The 20,100-nt window shown below is 64.8% G+C and carries 15 protein-coding genes; 10 read left to right on the top strand and 5 right to left on the bottom strand.

Translation table 11 applies throughout. The annotated features are described in order from the left end of the window. Positions 1–139: 139 nt before the first annotated feature. Positions 140–2,314, top strand: coding sequence for a glycoside hydrolase family 3 N-terminal domain-containing protein (locus ACVOLO_RS12920; RefSeq protein WP_481570715.1), 2,175 nt, complete (start codon positions 140–142; stop codon positions 2,312–2,314). 252 nt (positions 2,315–2,566) lie between these two features. Here the strand turns inward: ACVOLO_RS12920 and ACVOLO_RS12915 are convergent, their stop codons facing one another. Further along, a complete protein-coding gene (locus tag ACVOLO_RS12915; protein WP_481570714.1) occupies positions 2,567–3,724 on the bottom strand; it encodes a PQQ-dependent sugar dehydrogenase in 1,158 nt (385 codons plus the stop codon). Between the two features lie 143 nt (positions 3,725–3,867). Here ACVOLO_RS12915 and yiaA point away from each other — a divergent pair, with 143 nt between their 5' ends. After that, positions 3,868–4,302: an inner membrane protein YiaA gene (gene yiaA / locus ACVOLO_RS12910; protein WP_481570713.1), complete on the top strand. Its 435-nt coding sequence runs from the start codon at positions 3,868–3,870 to the stop codon at positions 4,300–4,302. Positions 4,303–4,343: 41 nt separating this feature from the next. Here the strand turns inward: yiaA and ACVOLO_RS12905 are convergent, their stop codons facing one another. The 4 genes from ACVOLO_RS12905 to ACVOLO_RS12890 all read right to left on the bottom strand — a co-directional run bounded on the left by ACVOLO_RS12905 (position 4,344) and on the right by ACVOLO_RS12890 (position 10,274). Beyond that, positions 4,344–5,636, bottom strand: a complete 1,293-nt coding sequence (locus ACVOLO_RS12905) for a dicarboxylate/amino acid:cation symporter (RefSeq protein WP_481570712.1) — start codon at positions 5,634–5,636, stop codon at positions 4,344–4,346. Between the two features lie 150 nt (positions 5,637–5,786). Continuing rightward, positions 5,787–6,635: a MurR/RpiR family transcriptional regulator gene (locus ACVOLO_RS12900; RefSeq protein WP_481570711.1), complete on the bottom strand. Its 849-nt coding sequence runs from the start codon at positions 6,633–6,635 to the stop codon at positions 5,787–5,789. Between the two features lie 1,093 nt (positions 6,636–7,728). Continuing rightward, the gene (locus ACVOLO_RS12895; protein ID WP_481570710.1) at positions 7,729–8,826 is read right to left on the bottom strand and encodes a dipeptide epimerase; all 1,098 of its coding nucleotides are present in this window, start codon (positions 8,824–8,826) and stop codon (positions 7,729–7,731) included. Further along, positions 8,823–10,274: a C40 family peptidase gene (locus ACVOLO_RS12890; RefSeq protein ID WP_481570709.1), complete on the bottom strand. Its 1,452-nt coding sequence runs from the start codon at positions 10,272–10,274 to the stop codon at positions 8,823–8,825. Before ACVOLO_RS12890 ends, ACVOLO_RS12895 begins: the two co-directional genes overlap by 4 nt. Positions 10,275–10,403: 129 nt before the next feature. Between ACVOLO_RS12890 and ACVOLO_RS12885 the strand changes: the two genes are divergently transcribed. From ACVOLO_RS12885 to ACVOLO_RS12850, 8 genes are all read left to right on the top strand, one after another. Then, positions 10,404–11,894 (top strand): transglutaminase-like domain-containing protein, encoded by a 1,491-nt coding sequence (locus tag ACVOLO_RS12885; RefSeq protein WP_481570708.1) that lies wholly within the window; start codon positions 10,404–10,406, stop codon positions 11,892–11,894. Between the two features lie 48 nt (positions 11,895–11,942). After that, positions 11,943–14,972 carry a TonB-dependent receptor gene (locus tag ACVOLO_RS12880; RefSeq protein ID WP_481570707.1) on the top strand — a complete coding sequence of 1,010 codons (3,030 nt, stop codon included), beginning with the start codon at positions 11,943–11,945 and terminating at the stop codon, positions 14,970–14,972. A 55-nt stretch (positions 14,973–15,027) separates the two neighbouring features. Further along, positions 15,028–16,590: a serine hydrolase domain-containing protein gene (locus tag ACVOLO_RS12875; RefSeq protein ID WP_481570706.1), complete on the top strand. Its 1,563-nt coding sequence runs from the start codon at positions 15,028–15,030 to the stop codon at positions 16,588–16,590. Further along, positions 16,544–17,278, top strand: a complete 735-nt coding sequence (locus ACVOLO_RS12870; RefSeq protein WP_481570705.1) for a M15 family metallopeptidase — start codon at positions 16,544–16,546, stop codon at positions 17,276–17,278. The genes ACVOLO_RS12875 and ACVOLO_RS12870 overlap by 47 nt, the downstream gene beginning before the upstream one ends. Before the next feature lie 52 nt (positions 17,279–17,330). Beyond that, the gene (locus tag ACVOLO_RS12865; RefSeq protein WP_481570704.1) at positions 17,331–17,711 is read left to right on the top strand and encodes a hypothetical protein; all 381 of its coding nucleotides are present in this window, start codon (positions 17,331–17,333) and stop codon (positions 17,709–17,711) included. 221 nt (positions 17,712–17,932) lie between these two features. Continuing rightward, positions 17,933–18,262 (top strand): EF-hand domain-containing protein, encoded by a 330-nt coding sequence (locus ACVOLO_RS12860; protein ID WP_481570703.1) that lies wholly within the window; start codon positions 17,933–17,935, stop codon positions 18,260–18,262. A 301-nt stretch (positions 18,263–18,563) separates the two neighbouring features. Beyond that, positions 18,564–19,307, top strand: coding sequence for an HAD family hydrolase (locus ACVOLO_RS12855; RefSeq protein WP_481570717.1), 744 nt, complete (start codon positions 18,564–18,566; stop codon positions 19,305–19,307). Between the two features lie 2 nt (positions 19,308–19,309). Continuing rightward, complete coding sequence (locus ACVOLO_RS12850) at positions 19,310–19,885, top strand: hypothetical protein (RefSeq protein ID WP_481570702.1); 576 nt, start codon at positions 19,310–19,312, stop codon at positions 19,883–19,885. Positions 19,886–20,100 lie beyond the last annotated feature (215 nt).

Genomic DNA, 20,100 nt, shown 5'->3' with positions numbered 1-20,100 from the left:
CCCCTCCCCCCCCGTGGTTTCGCCCTGGGGGGGGGGGGTGTGGGCAGTGCGGGGGGCGGCACTACACGGGGGTGTGCTTCACGGCGGTGGCGCTAGAATCCGCGCCGAGCAAACGTTCCCATTTGAGTAAGGATTGCCGGTGGCTTCAGACCGCATTGAATCGCTGATCGCCCGGATGACCGTTGAGGAGAAGGTCGGCCAGTTGGGCGTGTTCGCCGACATGGTTCGCCCGTTCGCCCCCGACGTGAACCCGGAAGCCAACGTCCGCAACGCCGAACAGGTGCTGGAGCAGGTGCGCGCCGGCCGGGTGGGTTCGCTGTTCAATGGCGTCGGCGCGGAGGCGGGGCGCCGCATCCAGCAGGTGGCGGTGGAACAGAGCCGGCTGGGCATTCCGGTGATCCTGGCGGCCGATGTCATCCACGGCATGCGCACGGTGTTCCCGATCCCGCTGGGCGAAGCGGCCAGCTTCGAGCCGGACCTGGCCCAGCGCACCGCACGCGCCACCGCCATCGAAGCCACCGCCGCCGGCATTCACTGGACCTACGCGCCGGCGGTGGATATCGCCCGCGACCAGCGCTGGGGGCGCGGCGCCGAAGGTGCCGGCGAAGACGTGGTGCTGGGCACGGCGTTTGCGGTGGCGCGCGTGCGCGGCTTCCAGGGCGATGATCTGAAGGCCGCCGATGCACTGCTGTCCACGCCCAAGCATTTCGCCGCCTATGGCGCAGTGGCCGCCGGCATGGAATACGCGCCGGTGGACATCTCGCCGCAGACCCTGCGCGACACCCACCTGCCGCCGTTCAAGGCCGCGTTGGATGCCGGTGCATTGGCGGTGATGAGTGCCTTCAACGACATCAACGGCGTGCCGGCCAGCGCCAACCGCGCGCTGCTTACCGGGCTGCTGCGGGATGAGTGGAAGTTCGAGGGCGTGGTGGTTTCGGACTACACCGCCGACATGGAATTGATTGCGCACGGTTACGCGGCCGACGAAGTGGATGCCACGCGCAAGGCGTTCATGGCGGGCCTGGACCTGAGCATGCAGAGCGGTTTCTACGACCAGCATCTGGCAGCTTTGGTGAAAGCAGGCGAGGTGCCGATGGCGGTGCTCGATGCCTCGGTGCGACGCATCCTGCAGCTCAAGGAAACGATTGGTCTGTTTGATGATCCGTACCGTTCGCTGGACCCGGCGCGCGAGGCCAATCAATCACATATCGCCGCACACGATGCCTTGTCGCGCGATGCGGCGCGGCGCTCCATCGTGCTGCTGAAGAACGACGATGCGGTGCTGCCGTTGCGCAAGCGCGGGCAGAAGATCGCGCTGATCGGGCCGTTTGTGCAGGACCGCGACAACATCGAAGGCTGCTGGACCCTGTTCGGCGACAAGGCGCGTTACGTCACCCTGGAAAGCGGCGTGCGCGCCGCGCTGGGCGACGACGCCATGTTGGAGATCGTGCCCGGTTGCGCGCTTGAAGCGCCGATCGATGGCGGCATTGATGCGGCGGTGGCGGCCGCGCAGCGCGCCGATGTGGTGGTGCTGGCGCTGGGCGAACCGCAGCGTTACACCGGCGAGGCGCAGTCGCGGGTGGAGCTCACCTTGCCGCCGGCACAGCAGGCACTGGCCGAGGCCGTGGCCGCCACCGGCACGCCGGTCGTGGTGCTGCTGCGCAATGGCCGCGCACTGGCGCTGCAGGGCGCGGTGCGTGATGCACAGGCCATCGCGGTGACGTGGTATCTCGGCACACAGACCGGCCCGGCGGTGGCCGATGTGTTGTTTGGCGATTACAGCCCGTCGGCACGTTTGCCGGTGAGTTTTCCGCTGGCCTCGGGCCAGCAGCCGTTCTTCTACAACCACCCGCGCAGCGGTCGCCCGGAACTGCCGGGCGTCACCGAGTTCAAATCACGCTGGCGCGAGATTCCGAATGCGCCGCTGTATGCGTTTGGCCACGGCATGGCGTACACCACCTTTGCCTACGATGCGCCGCGTCTGAGTACGCCGCAGCTGGATTGGGACGGTGAGTTGGTCATCAGCACCACCGTCACCAACACCGGCACGGTCGCAGGTGAGGAAGTAGTGCAGCTGTATGTGCATGACCGCGTCGCCAGCCGCGTGCGGCCGGTGCGCGAGTTGAAGGACTTCCGCAAGATCGCCTTGGCAGCGGGGGAATCGAAGCAGGTGCAGTTCCGCCTGCAGCGCGGGCAGCTTGCCTTCACCGGCGTGGATGGCGTGTTCCGCGCCGAACCGGGTTTGTTCGACGTGTGGGTCTGTGCTTCGTCGGCCAGTGGCGAGCCGGTGACGTTCGAGTTGCTGGGCAAATAAGGGAACGTGTAGGAGCGGCCTTGGCCGCGAAGCAGGCGGCGCGTGAGCCAACCTGCCATCGCTGACCACAGCATCCGCAACCTGCACCTATCGAGATCGCACACGCCGGAAGCCGCGCCGGCTTCGCGGCCTAGCCCGCTCCTGCCACCAGATTGTGCGTTGTTGCGTAGGAGCGACTTCAGTCGCGAAGCCGATGCGCCCGAAGCGCTACGTGCTTCGCGGCCAAGGCCGCTCCTGCCGCGGTGTGCTGCTTCAACCGGCCTTGGGTGTCAGCTTCAGCAAGCGCCCATTGCTGCCGTCTTCCAGCAGCCACAGGGCGCCATCGGGGCCTTGTTCCACTTCACGGATGCGGTTGCCCATGTCGAAGCGTTCGGCCTCGCGTGCGCTGTCACCGTCAAAGGCAACACGCACCAGCGACTTGGACGACAGCCCGCCGATGAAGCCGCTGCCCTGCCACTGCGGGAACTGGCTGCCGTTGTAGATGATGAAGCCGGCCGGTGAGATCACCTGGCGCCAGGTCACCACCGGGGCGATGAATTCCGGGCGGGTGTCGTGGTCGGGAATCGGGCGGCCGTCGTAGTGGTCGCCATTGGAAACGATGGGGTAGCCGTAGTTGCCGCCGCGCTGGATCAGGTTCAGCTCATCGCCGCCCTTGGGGCCCATCTCGTGTTCCCACAGCTTGCCGTTGCCGTCGAAGGCCAGGCCCAGCACGCTGCGGTGGCCCAGTGACCACACCTGGTCGGCGGGCGAACCCTGCGCGAGGAACGGGTTGTCAGCCGGAATGCTGCCGTCGTCATTGATGCGGATGATCTTGCCCAGGTTGGTGGTCATGTCCTGGGCCGGGTCGAACTTCTGCCGCTCGCTGGAGCTGATCCACAGCTTGCCGTCCGGGCCAAATGCCATGCGGTGGCCGTAATGGCCGCGCCCGCTGACCTTGGGTGTCTGCCGCCAGATCACCTGCGCATCGCTGAGCTGGCCACCGCCATCGGCATTGAGTACCAGCTTGGCGCGTGCGACGGCTGCGCCGCGCGTGTCAGCTTCGCCTTCTTCGGCATAGCTGTAATACACCAGCCCGTTGCTGGCGAACTGCGGATGCACGACCACATCGCCAAAGCCGCCCTGGCCGCCATAGGCCACGGCTGGCACGCCGGTGATCTCGGCCTTCTTGCCGCTGGCGGGGTCGAAGTGGATCAGCTTGCCGGCCTTTTCGGTGATCAACGCGCTGCCATCGGGCAGGAAGGTCATCGCCCAGGGCTCGTTGAAGCGGCCGGCCTCGGTGGCGGTGAACGGCCACTGCGCCGGCTTCAGCGCGGCCTCCGCGGCGGGGTCGGGTTGCTGCGCGGAGCAGGCGCTGGTGAACAGCAACGGCGCGAGCGCGAGTGTCATCGAAAGCAGCAGGGGACGATTCATGGAGGTCTCCGGGAGCGGATGCGATACCAAGGCAGGGTTTTACACCATGTGCCCGGGGGGATGTGAGGCAGGCCGGGAATCGCCTAACGTACGGCCTGTGCCCGCCGTCGGCGGGTCTTGCCATCCATAAAGGGAGTTTTGTGATGAAACAGCAGGTGCAACGGCCGTCGGCGGCCTTTATCGCAGCATCGTGGACCGCGTTGCTGCTGGGCGCGGTGGCCTATCTGGTGGGCCTGTTCAATGCCGAAATGCAGTTGAACGAGAAGGGCTACTACCTGACCTTGCTGCTGTTTGGCTTGTTTGCCGCGGTGTCGCTGCAGAAGAGCGTGCGTGACCGGGTGGAGGCTATTCCGGTGAGCAACCTCTACTACAGCCTGTGCTGGTTCGCGCTGCTGTGCGCGTTGTTGCTGCTGTTGGTGGGGCTGTGGAATGCCACCTTGCTGCTCAGCGAGAAGGGCTTCTATGGCATGTCCTTCGCCTTGTCGCTGTTTGGTGCAGTGGCAGTGCAGAAGAACACCCGCGATGTGATGGCCGCTGACGCCGTATATGGCGCGCCGCCGCTGCCGCCGCAGGAGTGATTCAAGGCCGCACCCGTCACGGCGGGTGCGGCTGCAGTCCGTCAGCTGTTGCCGTCGGCGCCTTCATCCGGTTGCGCGGGCGTGTGCCTGGCAACAATGCCGGTGGCGGTGACGCCGCCGGTGGCGTTGCCGATGGTGCAGAACACATCGGGGATGGTGTCCACCGCCAGCAGCACGCCGAGTGGTTCCACCGGCAGGCCCAGGCTCTGGGTGATGGGCAGGTTGTTGGTCATGAAGTTGGCCTGGCCCGGCAGGCCGGTGGAGCCCATGCTGATGACCGCTGCCAGCAGCACCGCCACCGCGAACTGCGAGGCGTGCACGTCAATGCCATACAGCCAGGCGATGAAGCTGGCCACGGCGATGTACTGCGCCGGGCTGGTGATGCGGAACAGCGACACCGCCATCGGCAGCACCAGGGCGGTCAATGCCGCCGGATAACCCAGGCGGTTGCGCGCGCTGTCGATCATCGCCGGCAGCGAAGCCAGGGATGACTGGGTACTGCCGGCAATCACCTGCACCGGCACCAGGGCACTGGCCAAACGGCGCAGCGGCTCGCCTGCGGCGACGCGGGCGACGACATACAGCAGCAGGGTGATCAGGATGTAGATCACGCACATCAGCACGATGTAGTAACCGAGCACGCCGAGCACGCTCATGCCCACTTCGGCACACACCACCAAAACCAGCGCAAACACGCCGACCGGGGCGGCCCACAGCACCCAGCGCACGACGGTGATCATGGTGTCGGCGACGATGCGGATGATGTCCAGGATGCGGTCGCGGCGCTCGGCTTCCTGGCGGCTCAATGCAAAGCCGAAGAACATGGCGAACACCACCAGCGGCAACATCGCCGAGGACGCCGCCGCAGACAGGGCATTGCTGGGAATCAGCGAACTGATCCACTGCGCGGCACTGAGCGGCGCGGCAGGGGCTGCCGGCGAGCGCAGCGCCTCGCGGAAGGTCTCGATGGTGGCGGCGTCGCGCGGCAGCAGGTCCAGCAACGCCGGGGTGACCACTGCGGAGAACGCCGCCGAGCCCACCAGCAGCACCAGGAACACGATGATCGCGTTGCGTGCGGTGCGACCAGAAGCGGCTGCGTTGCTGGCGGTGTTGACGCCGACGATCACCAGCGCGGTGACCAGTGGCACCACTGTCATCTGCAGGGCATTGAGCCACAGCCGGCCGACTGGCCGCACGACATCGGCAACCTTCAGTGCCAGTGCCTGGTCGTAGGCGGTCAGTGACAAACCCACGATGGCGGCGATCACCAGTGCGATCAGCACCTTGACGGGTGCGGAAAGCGTGAAACGGGAAGCAGGTGGACTGACGGTCATGGGCGGGTGCGTTTACCGAAAGTGGAAAGAGGAAAAACGGTTGTGCAGGTGGCGATGCTCAAGGCCAGGCCGCTCGCTGCAGACATGCCGGGGCTGACTGCAGGTACCGCGGATTGGATGGGATACAAGCAGGCATGGCGGCTCCGGCGGTCAGTTGTCGATCAGGTGCTGGATGCGTTCCTGGTTCAGTGCCAGCTGCTGTTGCCGGTCCGGATTGGATTGGCACAGCAGCACGAACACGAAATCGAGCAGGTACTGCAACGAGCAACGGTACAACAGTTGCGCGATGGGTGGCTGCAGGTCATGTGCGCAGATGGCCAGCGATGCATCGGCATGCGCGCGCAAGGGGTTGGCGGTATGGCGGGTGATGGAGACGACCTTGCCACCCACTTCCTGGAACTGGCGGGACAACTGCCACAGTTGCGGCAGTTTGCCGAACTCGGAGAACACCAGCAGTACATCGCCGGGCCGCGCGGCCGACAGGTTGGCTGTCATCAGGATGGGGTCGGCATGCTGCACGGTGAGGATGCCCAGCAGCGAGAGCCGCATGGCGAATTCGCGCGCATACAGGCCGTCGTCGCCAAGGCCATAGATGAAGACCTTGGGGGCGTTGTCGAGCAGGGCAATGACGGCTTCCACGTCAGTCTGCGGGTTGGCGACCATGGTTTCTTCTTCGGCGGCCACCTTGGCACGCCGCAGGGTTTCGGCGGCCTGCAGGTAGCCGCCGGGCTGGTCTTCCGGCGGCCAGTCGGTGGTGTCGCCGTTGCCGGCCAGTGCGACGGCCGCGCCGATGGAGTATTTCAGGTCCGGGTAGCCTTTGAAGCCGAGTTTCTGGCTGAACTTGACCACGCTGGACTGGCTGATGCCCAGGGCATTGGCCAGTTGCTGGGAGGAGTAGTCGCGCAGCAGGTGGGCGTTGTCGAGGATGAAGTCGGCGATGCGCCGTTCGATGGCCGACATCTGTTCGCGTTCTGAGCGGATTTTCAGCAGGGGTGGCATGGGCGGGCTGTCGGTTGTCCGGTGGCGACTCTAAGGGATTGTGGTGGTTTGTGGTGGGCTGGGTGGCGCGGGGGCACAGTTGCAGATGCTACTGCTGTTGCTCCAGCTCCCTCCCTTGCGCAACGCGCAGGGGAGGGCGGGGGAGGGGTGCAGTTGCTGTGGCATTTGCATCTGCTTCGGCTCTTGCTCCACCGGGTTCCCTTCCGCAGCGACGGAGCTGGCAGACAAGACCCCGAACGGGGCGACGCACACGGATGTGCGTCGTTTTTCGACGAGACAGGGATGTCTCGTCGAAAAATCCTGCCAGTGGAGTGAACCCACAATGCGCAGCATTGTGGGCGCGTAGGCAGGGTGTGCTTGACCAGCCATTCGGCTGTTGAAGAGCGCTTCTTTTGGTTAGCTTTTCTTTGCACAAGCAAAGAAAAGTAACTCGCTCCCCGTAGGGGAGAGAAAGCCCTTGCTCCTGATCTTGTGCTTTTCTTTGTGGAAAGTAGGGAGCAAAGGCAAGTGCAAAGGCTTTCGCCCCCCTTTGGGGCGCGAGCGCACCTTTCTTTGCTCGTGCAAAGAAACGTGGCCCAAAGAAAGCACGCCCTGCCTCCGCGCCCACGCCGCTGCGCGACATGGGTCCACTGCGCCGCCGGGATTTTTCGACGAGACATCCCTGTCTCGTCGAAAAACGACGTGCATCCATGCACGCCGCCCCTGCGGGGTCTTGTCCGTCGGCTCCGTCGCTGCGGAAGAGAACCCGGTGAGTCAAAGGCGGAAGCAACAGCAGAAGCAACAGCAGAAGCAACAGCAGAAGCTACAGCAGAAGCTACCCCTCCCCAGCCCGCCCGGCCCTCATGCACAGCCTTCGGGCGTTCATCGGACCGCACGCCAGTGGCGTGCAAACGGTCCTCTTCACCCCCTGCGCGTTGCGCAAGGGAGGGGGTGAAAGCGACAGCATTGCTGGGAGTATGAGTGCGAATCCGTGTCCGCGCTGCATTGCAAAACAAAACAGCACCTGCTTTGGCAGGTGCTGTTTCAGAGGTGCGGGCGTGCGTTGGGGCAGCGACAGCCACTGCATCTGCGCAGCGTGCTGTCGCCGGTGCGGTCACGGCTTGATCATCTCCAGCCCGCGTACCTCCACGATGCCCAAACCCGGTGCATCGGTGATGCTGATCTCCGATTCGTTGAAGATCACCCCGCCTTCTACCGGGTTGAACTGGCTCAGCGACGGGCCATCCAGATCCACCTTGCTGATCGCGCCGGACTTGGCCACCGCCAGGTGCACCGCCGCGGCCACGCTGATGCTGGACTCCAGCATGCAGCCGATCATGCACGGCACACCGTACAACGCGGCAATGTCGGCAATCTTGATCGCGTTGGAGATGCCGCCGGTCTTCATCAGCTTGATGTTGATGATGTCCGCTGCACCCTGCTGGATCAGGTCGAATACCTGGTGCGGGCTGAACACGCTTTCGTCCGCCATCACCGGCGTGTTGACCCGTTCGGTCACGTACTTCATGCCGGCGATGTCGGCGGCCTTCACCGGCTGCTCCAGCAGTTCCAGGATCACGCCGGAGTTTTCCAGCTCGCGCATCGCATAGACCGCCTGCTTGGCGGTCCAGCCCTGGTTGGCGTCCAGGCGCAGCAGGGCGCGGCCTTCGACGGCGGCGTGGATCGCCTTGACCCGCTCGATGTCCAGGCCGATGTCCTTGCCCACCTTGATCTTCAACGACTCAAAGCCGCGTTCCACCGCCGACAGCGAATCGGCCACCATCTTGTCGATGTAGTCCACGCTGATGGTGATGTCGGTGGTGATCACCGGGTCGCCGCCGCCGAGCATCTGGTACAGCGGTGCGCCGTGCAGCTGCGCCCACAGGTCGTAGACGGCGATTTCCACCGCTGCCTTGGCGCTGGTGTTGCGCTCCAGCGAGGACTGGATGAGCCCGCAGATGCGGTTGAGGTTGGCGATGTCTTCGCCAATCAAACGCGGTTTGATGAAGGTGTTGATGGCTTCAATGATCGAGCCGTGCGTGTCGCCGGTGATCACCGCTGTCGGCGGTGCTTCGCCGTAGCCGGTGTGGCCGCTGTCGGTGCGTATCAGCACCACCACGTCCTCCATGGTCTCCACGGTGCGCAGCGCGGTCTTGAACGGCGTTTTCAGGGGCACGCGGAGCATGCCCAGTTCGATGTCGGTGATCTTCATTTGGTGGCTTGTGGGCGGATGCGCTGGATGTTGGTCATGCGGTCGATGTAACGGTCGGTATCACTGGCCATCATCGGCTCCAGTGGCGTTACCGAGACACCATTGAGCGCGGCGTGCACACGCTTGCCGCCGGCGTCGAACCAGCTGCCGCCGGCGGTGTCATGGATCACCCAGGTCATGCCGTTGGCATCGCCGATGGCCATCATCACGTGGCCGGGGATATAGACCAGGTCGCCGACCTGCAGCTTGCCGATGGCGTCATCGCGCTGGGCCTTGCTGTCCTTGTCGCTGAAGGCGATGCGGTCCAGGGCCGGGCTCACCGCCTGCGCGCTGGTATTGCGCGGCAGCAGCACGCCGAAGCTGCGGTAGATCTCCGATACAAAGCCACTGCAGTCGCGGGTGTCGTAGGCGTGGCCCCAGCCGTAGCGCTCGCCGAGGAACTTGAAGGCCTGGGTGATGAGGTTGGCCTGGGTCAGCGGCAGGTAGTCGGCGGCGGTGTCCTGCGAGCGCGGCAACAGGGCCGGCACCAGCGCCAGGCTGCCGTCGTCGTTGCGCACCGGCAACTGGATGACATGGCTGGCGTGCGCCTGCTGGCCGTTGACCGGGGTCATTGCCGGCCAGTCGCTGAGTACCGGCACGCGCACGCCCATTTCCAGCTGCAGGTCCGACACGCGCGGTTCTTCCGGTGTGTATGCGGTGCGCGCGGTGGCGCCGGTGATCACCCGGTGCGCTGCTGCCTTGCCGTAGCCGAATACCTGCTCGGCGGTACCGACGCCGACGAAGCGTTTTTCCATCCACGCCGCATAGCGCTCGCTGCTGACGAACACCCACTTGCCGTCCGCGCTTTCATGCAGCACCGCCACCGCATCGCCCGGGAACAGTGCCGACTCCTGGAAGCGGTCGATGTCGGTGTCCCCCTGCGTGCTGAACACACGCAGCTCGGTGGGGAAGGCGCGCAACGCGGCGCGGTGCACCACCAGGCCGTACTGCAGGGGCCGGGTGGCGGGAATGCTGGCCAGCGCCAGGTTGTCGCTGATGGCCTTCAGCTGGGCAGCGCTGACCTGTTTGCCCTGCACGTCATACAGCGTGCGGGTGGGGGCGCGCGAGATGCCGTTGATCTGCTCCTGTACCAGGGCGCGGGGCAGGGTGGCCGGCAATGCACGCAGGTCGTGAATGGATTTGTCGAGCTGCCGCATGCGCGCGTTCTGCGCGTCGATGCCGGCACGGTCCAGGATCACCGCATCCGGGTTGGGCAGCTGCGCGATCCAGTGCTGCGCTGCGAGGAAACTGTCCTCCAGCCCGATGATGCCGGCATGGCTTGGTGGGACGCTGGTCACCGGCGGCGACAGCGCAAACACAGGCCCGCTGCACAGGGCCATGGCAAGAATCAGGGCCCGGGACAGCGGGGCAGAACGGCGGCGCTGGGACAGCGGCGGGATGGTGGTCATTGGAGCTCCCCTCTCAGATGCCATGGAATACTTATTCCTTTCGTCAGTGAAAGCAAGAATAAATTATTGACCCGCTACCGGGTGCGTGTTACACAGCGGTTACCCCACCCTGCACGTGGAAGTGTTGCCGTGGATTCAGCCGTTCGCCAAGTCCCCGTTTTGTCACGCCCCGCCCGCCGCTGGCTTGGCGGCATGCTGCTGTGCCTGGCCTCGGGCAGCAGCCTTGCCGCTGCCGTGGAGACGGTGGAGCAGGTCATCGGCCGCGTGGACGCCGGAGATTTTGCCGGTGCCCACGCCCAGCTTGAGCGTGCCCTGCAGCAACCGGGCATGGCCGATGCGCAGCGCCAGGCCTACCTGTTCGAGCAGGAGCGCATGCGCCGCATGCAGCTGGACTTCACCCTGGACCGCGCCCAGGCGATGGCGGCGGTGCGCCGCTACATTCCCGATCTGCGTGAGGACGAATTCGAGCGTTGGGACCAGGCCGGCCTGATCGAACACCTGGACATCGATGGCCAGCGGCGCTGGTTCAAGCGCGCACCGTCGAACCTGTTCCTGTTCAGTGACGAAGCCGCTGCCCGCCGTTCGCCGGACATCAAGCCCTCCGTGCAGGGGCCGTATGAAAGCCTGGCACCGCACCATGTGGAAGTGATTGATGCGGCGGCAGCCGGCGGTGGCAGCAGCCTGGTGCCGCGTCACCTGCGGGTCACGCAGTCGATCAAGGTCAAGGCCGATGCCGTGCCGGCCGGGGAAACCGTGCGCGCGTGGATTCCCTATCCGCGTGCCATTCCCGGCCAGCAGGACAACATCCGCTGGGTATCCAGCATGCCTGCCGGTGCACAGGTGGCACCGGAAGAAACGCTGCAGCGCACCGCCTACCTGGAGCGCAAGGCGGTTGCCGGCACCCCGACCGAATTTTCGGTGACCTATGAAGTGAGCGTGCATGCACGCCACATCGCCATCGACCCGGACAAGGTGCTGCCGACGCCCGCCGACCCGGCGCTGGCACCGTACCTGGCCGAGCGCGCGCCGCATGTGGTGTTCACCCCCGCCCTGCGTGAGTACTCGCGCAAGGTGGTGGGCAATGAAACCAACCCGTACCTGATCACCCGCAAGCTCTTCGCCGCGGTGGACCGCATTCCATGGGGCGGTGCACGCGAATATTCCACCATCAGCAACCTCTCCGATTACGCGCTGCACGCCGGTCACGCCGATTGCGGGCAGCAGACGTTGCTGTTGATCGCACTGCTGCGCTTGAACGGCATCCCGGCGCGTTGGCAGTCGGGCATGGTGTATTCGGACAACGCAGTGGGCTACAGCAACCTGCACGACTGGGGCGCGGTGTACCTGGCGCCCTACGGCTGGGTGCCGATGGATGTCACCACGGGCGCACTGGCCAGCGATGTGCCGGCACTGCGTGACTTTTACCTCGGTGGGCTGGATGCCTACCGCATCGCGTTCAACGATGACTACGCGCAACCACTGGTGCCGGCCAAGCAGCACTTCCGGTCGGAAACGGTGGATTCGCAACGCGGCGAAGTGGAGTGGGCAGGGGGCAACCTCTATTTCGACCAATGGGGCTACGACTTCCAGTGGCAGGTTCTGTCGCCGGCGAACAAATAACGAGCTGTATCGAGCGGTACTTCCAATATCTGCAGGAGAGAGCAGGGGATGAACAAGAGAATGTTGAAAAAGGCGGCGCTGTCCGTCGCATTGGGTGCGTGTCTGGGCATCATGGCGCCCAGCGTCATGGCGCAGAGCGCAACAGGTGCGATCGCAGGCCGTGCCACCAGCGGTGACCAGATCACCATCGTCAACAATGCAACCGGCCTGACCCGCACGGTCACGGTGGGCGCCGATGGTGCTTACCGCCTGAGCCAGCTGCCGGTGGGCGACTACAGCCTGCAGGTCAAGCGTGCCGGCGAATCCGACAAGGAACCGCTGGGCGTCAGCGTTTCACTCGGTGGCACCACCACCGTCAACCTGGGCGGGGGCACAGGTGGCGCGGTGACGTTGGATTCGGTGCAGGTGCGGGGCTCGCAGATCGTCAACCGGGTGGACGTCTATTCCACCGAGTCCTCGTTCAACGTCAACCGTGAAGAGCTGGCACGCATGCCGGTCGAGCAGTCGATGGATTCCGTTGCCCTGCTGGCGCCGGGCGTGGTCGGCGGCAATTCCAGCTTTGGCGGCATCAGCTTCGGTGGTTCTTCGGTGGCCGAGAACGCCATCTTCGTCAACGGCCTGAACGTCACCGACATCTACGACCGCCAGGGCTATTCGGCGCCGCCGTTTGCCTTCTTCAAGGAATTCCAGGTCAAGACCGGCGGCTATTCGGTGGAATTTGGCCGTTCCACCGGCGGTGTGATCAATGCTGTTACCCGCTCCGGCTCCAACGAGTTTGAAGGCGGCATGCAGGTTACCTTCGAGCCCAGCGCCTGGAAGTCGGCCGGCCGTGACCACTACCACCCGGGCAGCACCACCGATGGCCACTTCGCCAGCCGTGACAGCTCCTCGTTCACCAAGACCAATGTCTGGGGATCGGGCCCGATCATCAAGGACAAGCTGTTCTTGTTCGCGATGTACGAGAACCGCGATACCAACTCGCGCTATTCAAGTGGCCAGACCGCCTACAACTACGACGAGTCCAACGATGGCTTCTGGGGCGGCAAGCTGGATTGGAACATCACCGACAACCACACCCTGGAGCTGCTGGCCTTCTCCGATGATGGCGAGACCGAGACCGCCAAGCACAAGTACAACTGGGCCTCGGATGCAGTGGGAGACCTGACGGGCACCGGCACTGACGAAGGCGGCGGCACCAACTGGTCGGCTACCTATACGGGTCACTTTGGCCAGAATTTCACCGCCAAGGCGATGATCGGCCAGAACGAACGCAACGCCAATGAGCGCTCCGGTGGCGATGACGTATGTGATTTCATCACCAGCAACACCAGCGGCAAGAACAGCTACGCGCCTTACCTCAACGCGATGCCGAACAAGACGCTGGGCTGCTCGCCGAGCCGTAACGTCGTGGAGATGACCAATACCCGCGATGCGGCGCGCCTGGATTTTGAATGGGCCCTCGGCAACCACCTGATCCGCTTCGGTGCCGACCGCGAGGAGCTGACCACCGAGCAGATGTCGCGCTACTCCGGCAGCGGCACCATGTACACCGCCTACGTGCCGACCCCCGGCTCGGAAGTCTTCGGTGGCGCCGGTGTCTATATCCCGCCCAATGTCACGCAGATGCTGATGGCGCGCCGCAATGTGTCCGGCGGCAAGTTTGAAACCGTCGCGAACGCGTTTTACATCGAAGACCAGTGGAGCATCACCCCGAACCTGCTGGTCACCCTGGGCCTGCGTTCGGACAGCTTCAACAACAAGGTCGCCGACGGCAGCTCCTTCATCAAGCAGGACAACCTGATCGCGCCGCGTGTCGGGTTCTCCTGGGACATGAAGGGCGATGGCAGCACCAAGCTGTTCGGTAATGCCGGCCGCTACTACCTGCCGGTGTCCAACAACATCAACGTCAATTTTGCCGGTGGCCTGACCGACGAGTACCGCTACTACGCGCTGGATGGCTGGACCGAGCAGGTCAACCCGATCACCGGCAGCAAGTACATGGCACCGATCATCGGCCAGCAGATCGGGCCGACGGATACCAGCATGAACACCGGCTCGGGTGACCTGCGCCAGAGTGTTTCCAGGGACATCGACGCGGTATACCAGGACGAATTCATCCTGGGCTTCCAGGCGATGATCAACCCGGCATGGTCGTGGGGCGTGAATGCCACCTATCGCAAGATGGACCGTGCGATCGACGATATCCGCATCAACCACACGCCCTGCGGTCCGGTGGGCAAGAACCTGTGGGTCATCGGCAACGGCGGCGGTGACGTCACCATCTGGGGCGATCCCTCCATTGGCTGTGCCAACGAAGGTTGGATCACCATCGACACCTCCAAGGATGGTTACATCAAGGGTGGCAGCGGCGAAGTGGTGGGCTACAAGAAGCCCAAGCGCCGCTACAAGGCGGTGGAGTTCCAGATCGACCGCGCCTGGGACGACAAGTGGATGTTCAACGCGTCCTACCTGTGGTCCAAGAGCGAGGGCAACCTGGAAGGCCCGACCAACTCCGATACCAACTTCGGCTCGACCGGCATGGTGCAGTACTACGACCACCCGGCAGTGAACGAGCGCTATGGCGTGCTGTTCAATGACTTCCGTCATCAGTTCAAGTTCCGCGCCGGTTACCAGATCAACGAACAGTGGTCGGTGGGCTCGACCTTGCAGGTGCAGTCCGGTGGTCCGATCACCGCGTTCGGCGTGGTCTGGCCGGATGACAGCGTCGGCGCCGGTGGCTTTGCCTCGGAAGGCTCCGGTGGCGGTTCGGGTTGGCTGTGCGTTTCCAACTGCGACAAGCCGTGGAACGAGCGCGTGCTGGAGCCGACCGGACGTGGTGCGTTCGGTCGCCTGCCCTGGACCTGGAACATGGGGGCCAACGTGACCTGGCGTCTGCCGGTGGAGACGGTGGATCTGACGGCACGCCTGTCGGTCTACAACCTGTTCAACAGCCAGACGGTGATCAACGTGCACCAGCGCTACGAGGCAAACCCGGGCGAGAAGCGTGACACCTTCGGCACCGGCACGCGCTGGCAGTCGCCGCGTTACGCGCAGTTGGTCGTGACCTGGAACTTCTGATCGTGTGTTGAATGGACGGCCCGCTTCGGCGGGCCGTTCGCTTTTGTGGAGCGTGATGACGATGCGATTGAAATACCTGCTGGCCACCGCCGCCCTGTTGCTGGCAAACCCGGTGCTCGCTGCCGACGCCGACGATGCGCGAATGGACGCCTTGGTCGACCAGGCGGTGCAGCGCTACCAGCTGCCGGGGATCGCGGTGGGTGTGATCGCCGATGGCAAGGTGGTCCGTCGCATCAGCCGCGGTGAGTTGGCGGTGGGTGAGGGAACGCCGGTCAATGACGAGAGCCTGTTCAAGATTGCCTCCAACACCAAGGCGATGACCGCTGCGGTGCTTGCGCGGCTGGTGCAGGCGGGCACGTTGCGCTGGGATGATCCGGTGACCAGGCACCTGCCACAGTTCCGCATGTACGACCCGTGGGTGACGCGCAACATGCAGGTGCGTGACCTGTTGATCCACAACAGCGGTCTGGGATTGGGCGCCGGCGATCTGATGCTGTGGCCCGAACCGAATCACTTTGATCGCAACGACATCATCGCCGGGCTGGCACACCTGAAGCCGACCGGCAGCTTCCGTGCCGACTACGCCTACGACAACCTGCTGTATGTGGTGGCCGGTGAAGTGGCTGCCGCCGCGGCCGGCAAGCCGTATTCGGCGCTGGTGCGCCAGGAAATCTTCGAGCCGCTGGACATGCAGCGCTGCCAGGTGGGCGAATGGTCGCCGGCAGACGCTGGCAACATCGCCCGGCCGCACTACCGACAGGCCGGCAAGAACATTGCCGCCGCCCCGGACGCCGCGCGCGTGGATGATTTTCCGTCGATGGCCGCCGGCGGCATCCGCTGCAGCCTCAACGACATGCTGCGCTGGATGCAGGTGTTGCTCGATCCCGCGCAGGCCCCCGGCTGGCTCGACGCAACCCAGCGCCGCGCGCTGTGGACTGCGCACATGCCGATGCCGATCAGCCAACGCCTGCGCGAATGGGACAACGCGCATTTCCTTGCCTACGGTTACGGCTGGCGCCTGTCCGACATGGACGGACAGTGGAAGGTTGCGCACACCGGCACCTTGTCGGGCATGTACTCGTCGCTGGCCTTGCTACCCGACAGCCGCAACGGCGTGGTGATCCTGATCAATGGCGACGCCGAGGATGCACGCACCGCCCTGATGCAGGCCATGCTCAAGCGTTTCACTGCGCCAAAGGAAAATCACGATGTGCTGTATTACGCGCAGCGCATTGACGATGAAGCAGCGCAGCGTCGCTCCGCCGGCCATGTGCGTCCGGCCATGCCGGGCCGAACGCCGGTAACACTGGATGATGCTTCCGCTGCGCACGCCGGCATCTGGCGTGAAGCCTGGTTTGGCGAGGTGAGGCTGTGCCCGCAGGATGGTGCGCTGCGTTTCGCATCCACCAAGTCACCGCAGATGCGTGGACAAGTGATGCACAGCGCGCAGCGCTGGTTCGTCGCCTGGGACACGCAGGGCGGCGATGCCGAGGCCTGGCTGGAATTTTCCGGCGACGCGACGCACCCTGTCATGCGCATGCGCGCCATCGACCCGGAGATCGACTTCAGCTATGACTACCAGGATCTTGAATTCCAGCGTGTCGGCGATTGCCCGTAATACGCTGGCGGCCGTGACATTGGCAGTGGTTGCCGGCGCCGCGCCGGCGGTGGAGATATCGCCGGCCACCACGCCTGCCGATGCCAACATGGTGGATGTCACCACATTGGCACCGGGCTTTGCCTTGGACATGCGCTACGCCACCACGGACAACTTCACCGGGCGGGTGGTGCCCGGCTACGACGCGCCGCGCTGCTATCTGCTGCAGCCGGTGGCGCAGGCGCTGGCGCGGGTGCAGAACGGCCTGCGCGCACAGGGCTACAGCCTGCAGCTGTTTGACTGCTATCGCCCGGCACATTCGGTGAAATCGTTCGTGGCCTGGGCGCACGACCTGGGTGACCAGCAGGCCAAGGCGCGCTACTACCCGAATGTGGACAAGCGCCGCCTGCTGGATGGTTACATCGCCGAAACCTCGGGCCACAGCCGTGCGGCGACGGTGGACCTGGGGCTGCTGGATTGCCGTACCGGCACCTGTGTCGCGGTGGACATGGGGACCGGCTTCGACTTCTTCGACCCGGCCGCGCATACCGACAACCCGGACATCAGCCCGGAGCAGCGCAGTAACCGTCAACAGCTACTGGACGCCATGCAGGCCGAAGGCTTCGCCAACTATCCAATGGAATGGTGGCATTTCACCTTCAAGCCGGAACCGAGCCCGGATACGGCCTATGACTTCCCGGTGCGATGAGCGTGGCCGTGGCGGGTAGACTGCGCATCCCCGTCCTGCACACATCACACGCATGAATCTGGTTCTGCATTACGGCCTGCTGGGTTCACTGGAAGCGGCCCTGATTGCGCTGGCAATCGGCTTTGTGGTGTTCGCGTTGTGGTGGCAGGTGTGCAGGCGCACGGGCTTGTCCAACGGGCATGCCATTGCCTGGGCAAGCCTGGCCGCGGCAGCCATCGCCGCCGGCGTGGACACCTGGAACCTGTTCTATCTGGGAATGATGGGCCTGGAGTCGCCGTTGTACGTCCGCCTGGCGCTGGCCAGCATCCATGACCCGGACCAGTTGGGTACGCGCGTGGTGCTGGAGTTGATCGGTGTGGCGGTGGGTGTGGGCCTGGGTTGGTGGTTGTTCAGTTCGCGGCACGCGCCCGCTGACACCAACAACGGGCCATAAGCGCGGCCGTTGCCTGCTTGGGCACGATGGATGGAACACTCCAATCACTGTGTTACATCCGCTTCACGAGCGTCTAACCAGCGCGGTAACCGCATTTGTCCGCGCAGTGGTTAACACGGTGTTCCGGCGGGTTTTCAGGGGCAACACGGTTCAGTTGCCGCTTGTCAGGGTGGTGTCGTGCGGAGTTTCCGTACGTTTCCCCAAAAGACGAGGAACACCTGATGACCCTTCGTAATCGCACTTCGCTGTTCGCCCTGGTTGCCGTTGCAGGTTCGGTGCTGGCAATGCCGGCCATGGCCCAGGATGCACAGGATCAGGCGGCTGCCCAGGCGCAGCAGGAGCAGGCCAGCCAGGCCCAGGACGCAGCGGCCGCCAATGGCGGCGGGCAGACCTGGGACAGTGTGGACACCGATGGTGATGGCAGCATCAGCAAGGCCGAATCGCAGGCCAACGCCGGCCTGGCCCAGGTATTTGACGAGGCCGACGCCGACAAGGACGGCAAGCTGACCCAGGAGGAATACCGCGCCTACGCGGCCAAGCAGCAGAAGTAACGCGGTAGTTCTCGGCCGCTGACAGCCCCTCTGCCGCGTGCGGAAGAGGGGCTGGGCTGGGGGGAGTCGTTGGCCAACCGTAGGCTGGGATGAAATCCCGCAGAGCGGATCAAAGGCACCCCTCCCCAGCCCTCCCCTTGGCGTTGCCAAAGGGAGGGGGACAAGCGGCACAGCTCGGTTCTGCATGGATTACTCCCTCCCTTGCGCAACGCGCAGGGGAGGGTTGGGGAGGGGTCGCTTTTCAACCATGACCACCACCGCAAAAACCACTCCACAACAGGCACGCGTTATCCTGTGCGGCATGAACCCGAACACATCCCCTTCCGCCATCGGCCTGGTCGGCTTTGACGGCGATGACACGCTCTGGAAGAGCGAGGACTACTACCGCAAGGCCGAGCAGGAGTTCGAGGCCATCCTGGGCCACTACATCGACCTGCACGATGCGCAGACCGCGCAGCACCTGCTCAAGGTCGAGCGCCGCAACCTGGAAATCTTCGGCTACGGCGCCAAGGGCATGACCCTGTCGATGCTGGAGGCCGCCATCGAATTGACCGGCGAGAAGATCTCGGCGCATGACCTGCACCAGATCATCGAAATCGGCCGGCGCACCCTGCAGCACCCGGTGGACGTGATCGACGGCGTGCGCGAGGCGGTTGCGGCCATCGCGGCCGAGTACCCGGTGGTGCTGATCACCAAGGGCGACCTGTTCCACCAGGAGCAGAAGATCGAACGCTCGGGCCTGCGTGACCTGTTCCCGCGCATCGAGATCGTCTCGGAGAAGGATCCATCCACCTACGCGCGCGTACTGGCCGAGTTCAACCTGCCGGCCGAACGCTTTGTGATGGTTGGCAATTCGCTGCGTTCGGACATCGAGCCGGTGCTGGGCCTGGGCGGCTGGGGCGTGTACACGCCGTATGCCGTCACCTGGGCGCACGAAGCCGAGCACGGTGTGTCCGACGACGCACCGCGCCTGCACCACGCCGACACCGCACACCAGTGGCCGGAAGCAGTGCGTGCCATTGCCGCGCAGGCGGCGGGCAACTGACGATGGCGGCATCGCGCGCCCGGTGTTGCAGCGGGCAGTGGTCCATCCGCTGCGCGCTGCTGCTGGGCGCGTTGCTTGCCATGCCGTTGGCGGCACACGCACAGCAATCGGCACCGGCGGCAGTGCCCGCGGTTGACGAATACGCAGCGGGAACCGGCGATGCCTGGGTGGACCGGCAACTGGCGGACATCAACGCCTATGCCGCCCGGTATCCCGACGCCTTCATCGACGAACTCTCGCGCTATGCCGGCGCGCGGCCGGCCTATGTGCAGGCGCTGCTGGGCAACCATGGCTGGAAGCCGGGTGATGTCTACTTCGCCTGTTTCTGGGCGCATGTGACCCAGGCCTCCTGCCGCACACTGGTACGCGCCCGCTCCAGCCAGCCGGAGGCGGACTGGAAGACGGTCGTGGAAAGCCTGCAACCGCCACCGGAAAACCTGGATTGGCGGGCACTGCGGCATGCCATTGTTGCCAGCTACGACCACTGGGACCGCCCGATCACGCTGGATACGCTGCTCAGGCGCCAACTCGGCGACCGCGCGCAACGCGATGCGGCGGCCCGCAGGACGGAAGGGTAGCAGCGCCTTCAGGCGCGAGGCGGGCACGAACACCGTTCCCCGACCCTCCGCATTGCACACTGCTTTGCCAGCGGCGGCATTTCCCGCCTCGCGGCCGAGCCCGCTCCTACGGGTTACCGCTGCCGTGCAATCCGTAGCCCGGATATGTGCAAGTCCCCGGGGCTTGTGATTCAAAGCCCCGGCCGCGCCAGCATTGTCAGCTTCGCGGCCGAGGC

It is taken from the genome of Stenotrophomonas sp. STEN056, from assembly GCF_056759635.1.
The sequence above is the reverse complement of the archived record's forward strand: the minus strand, read 5'-3'. Positions and strand labels throughout refer to the sequence as shown.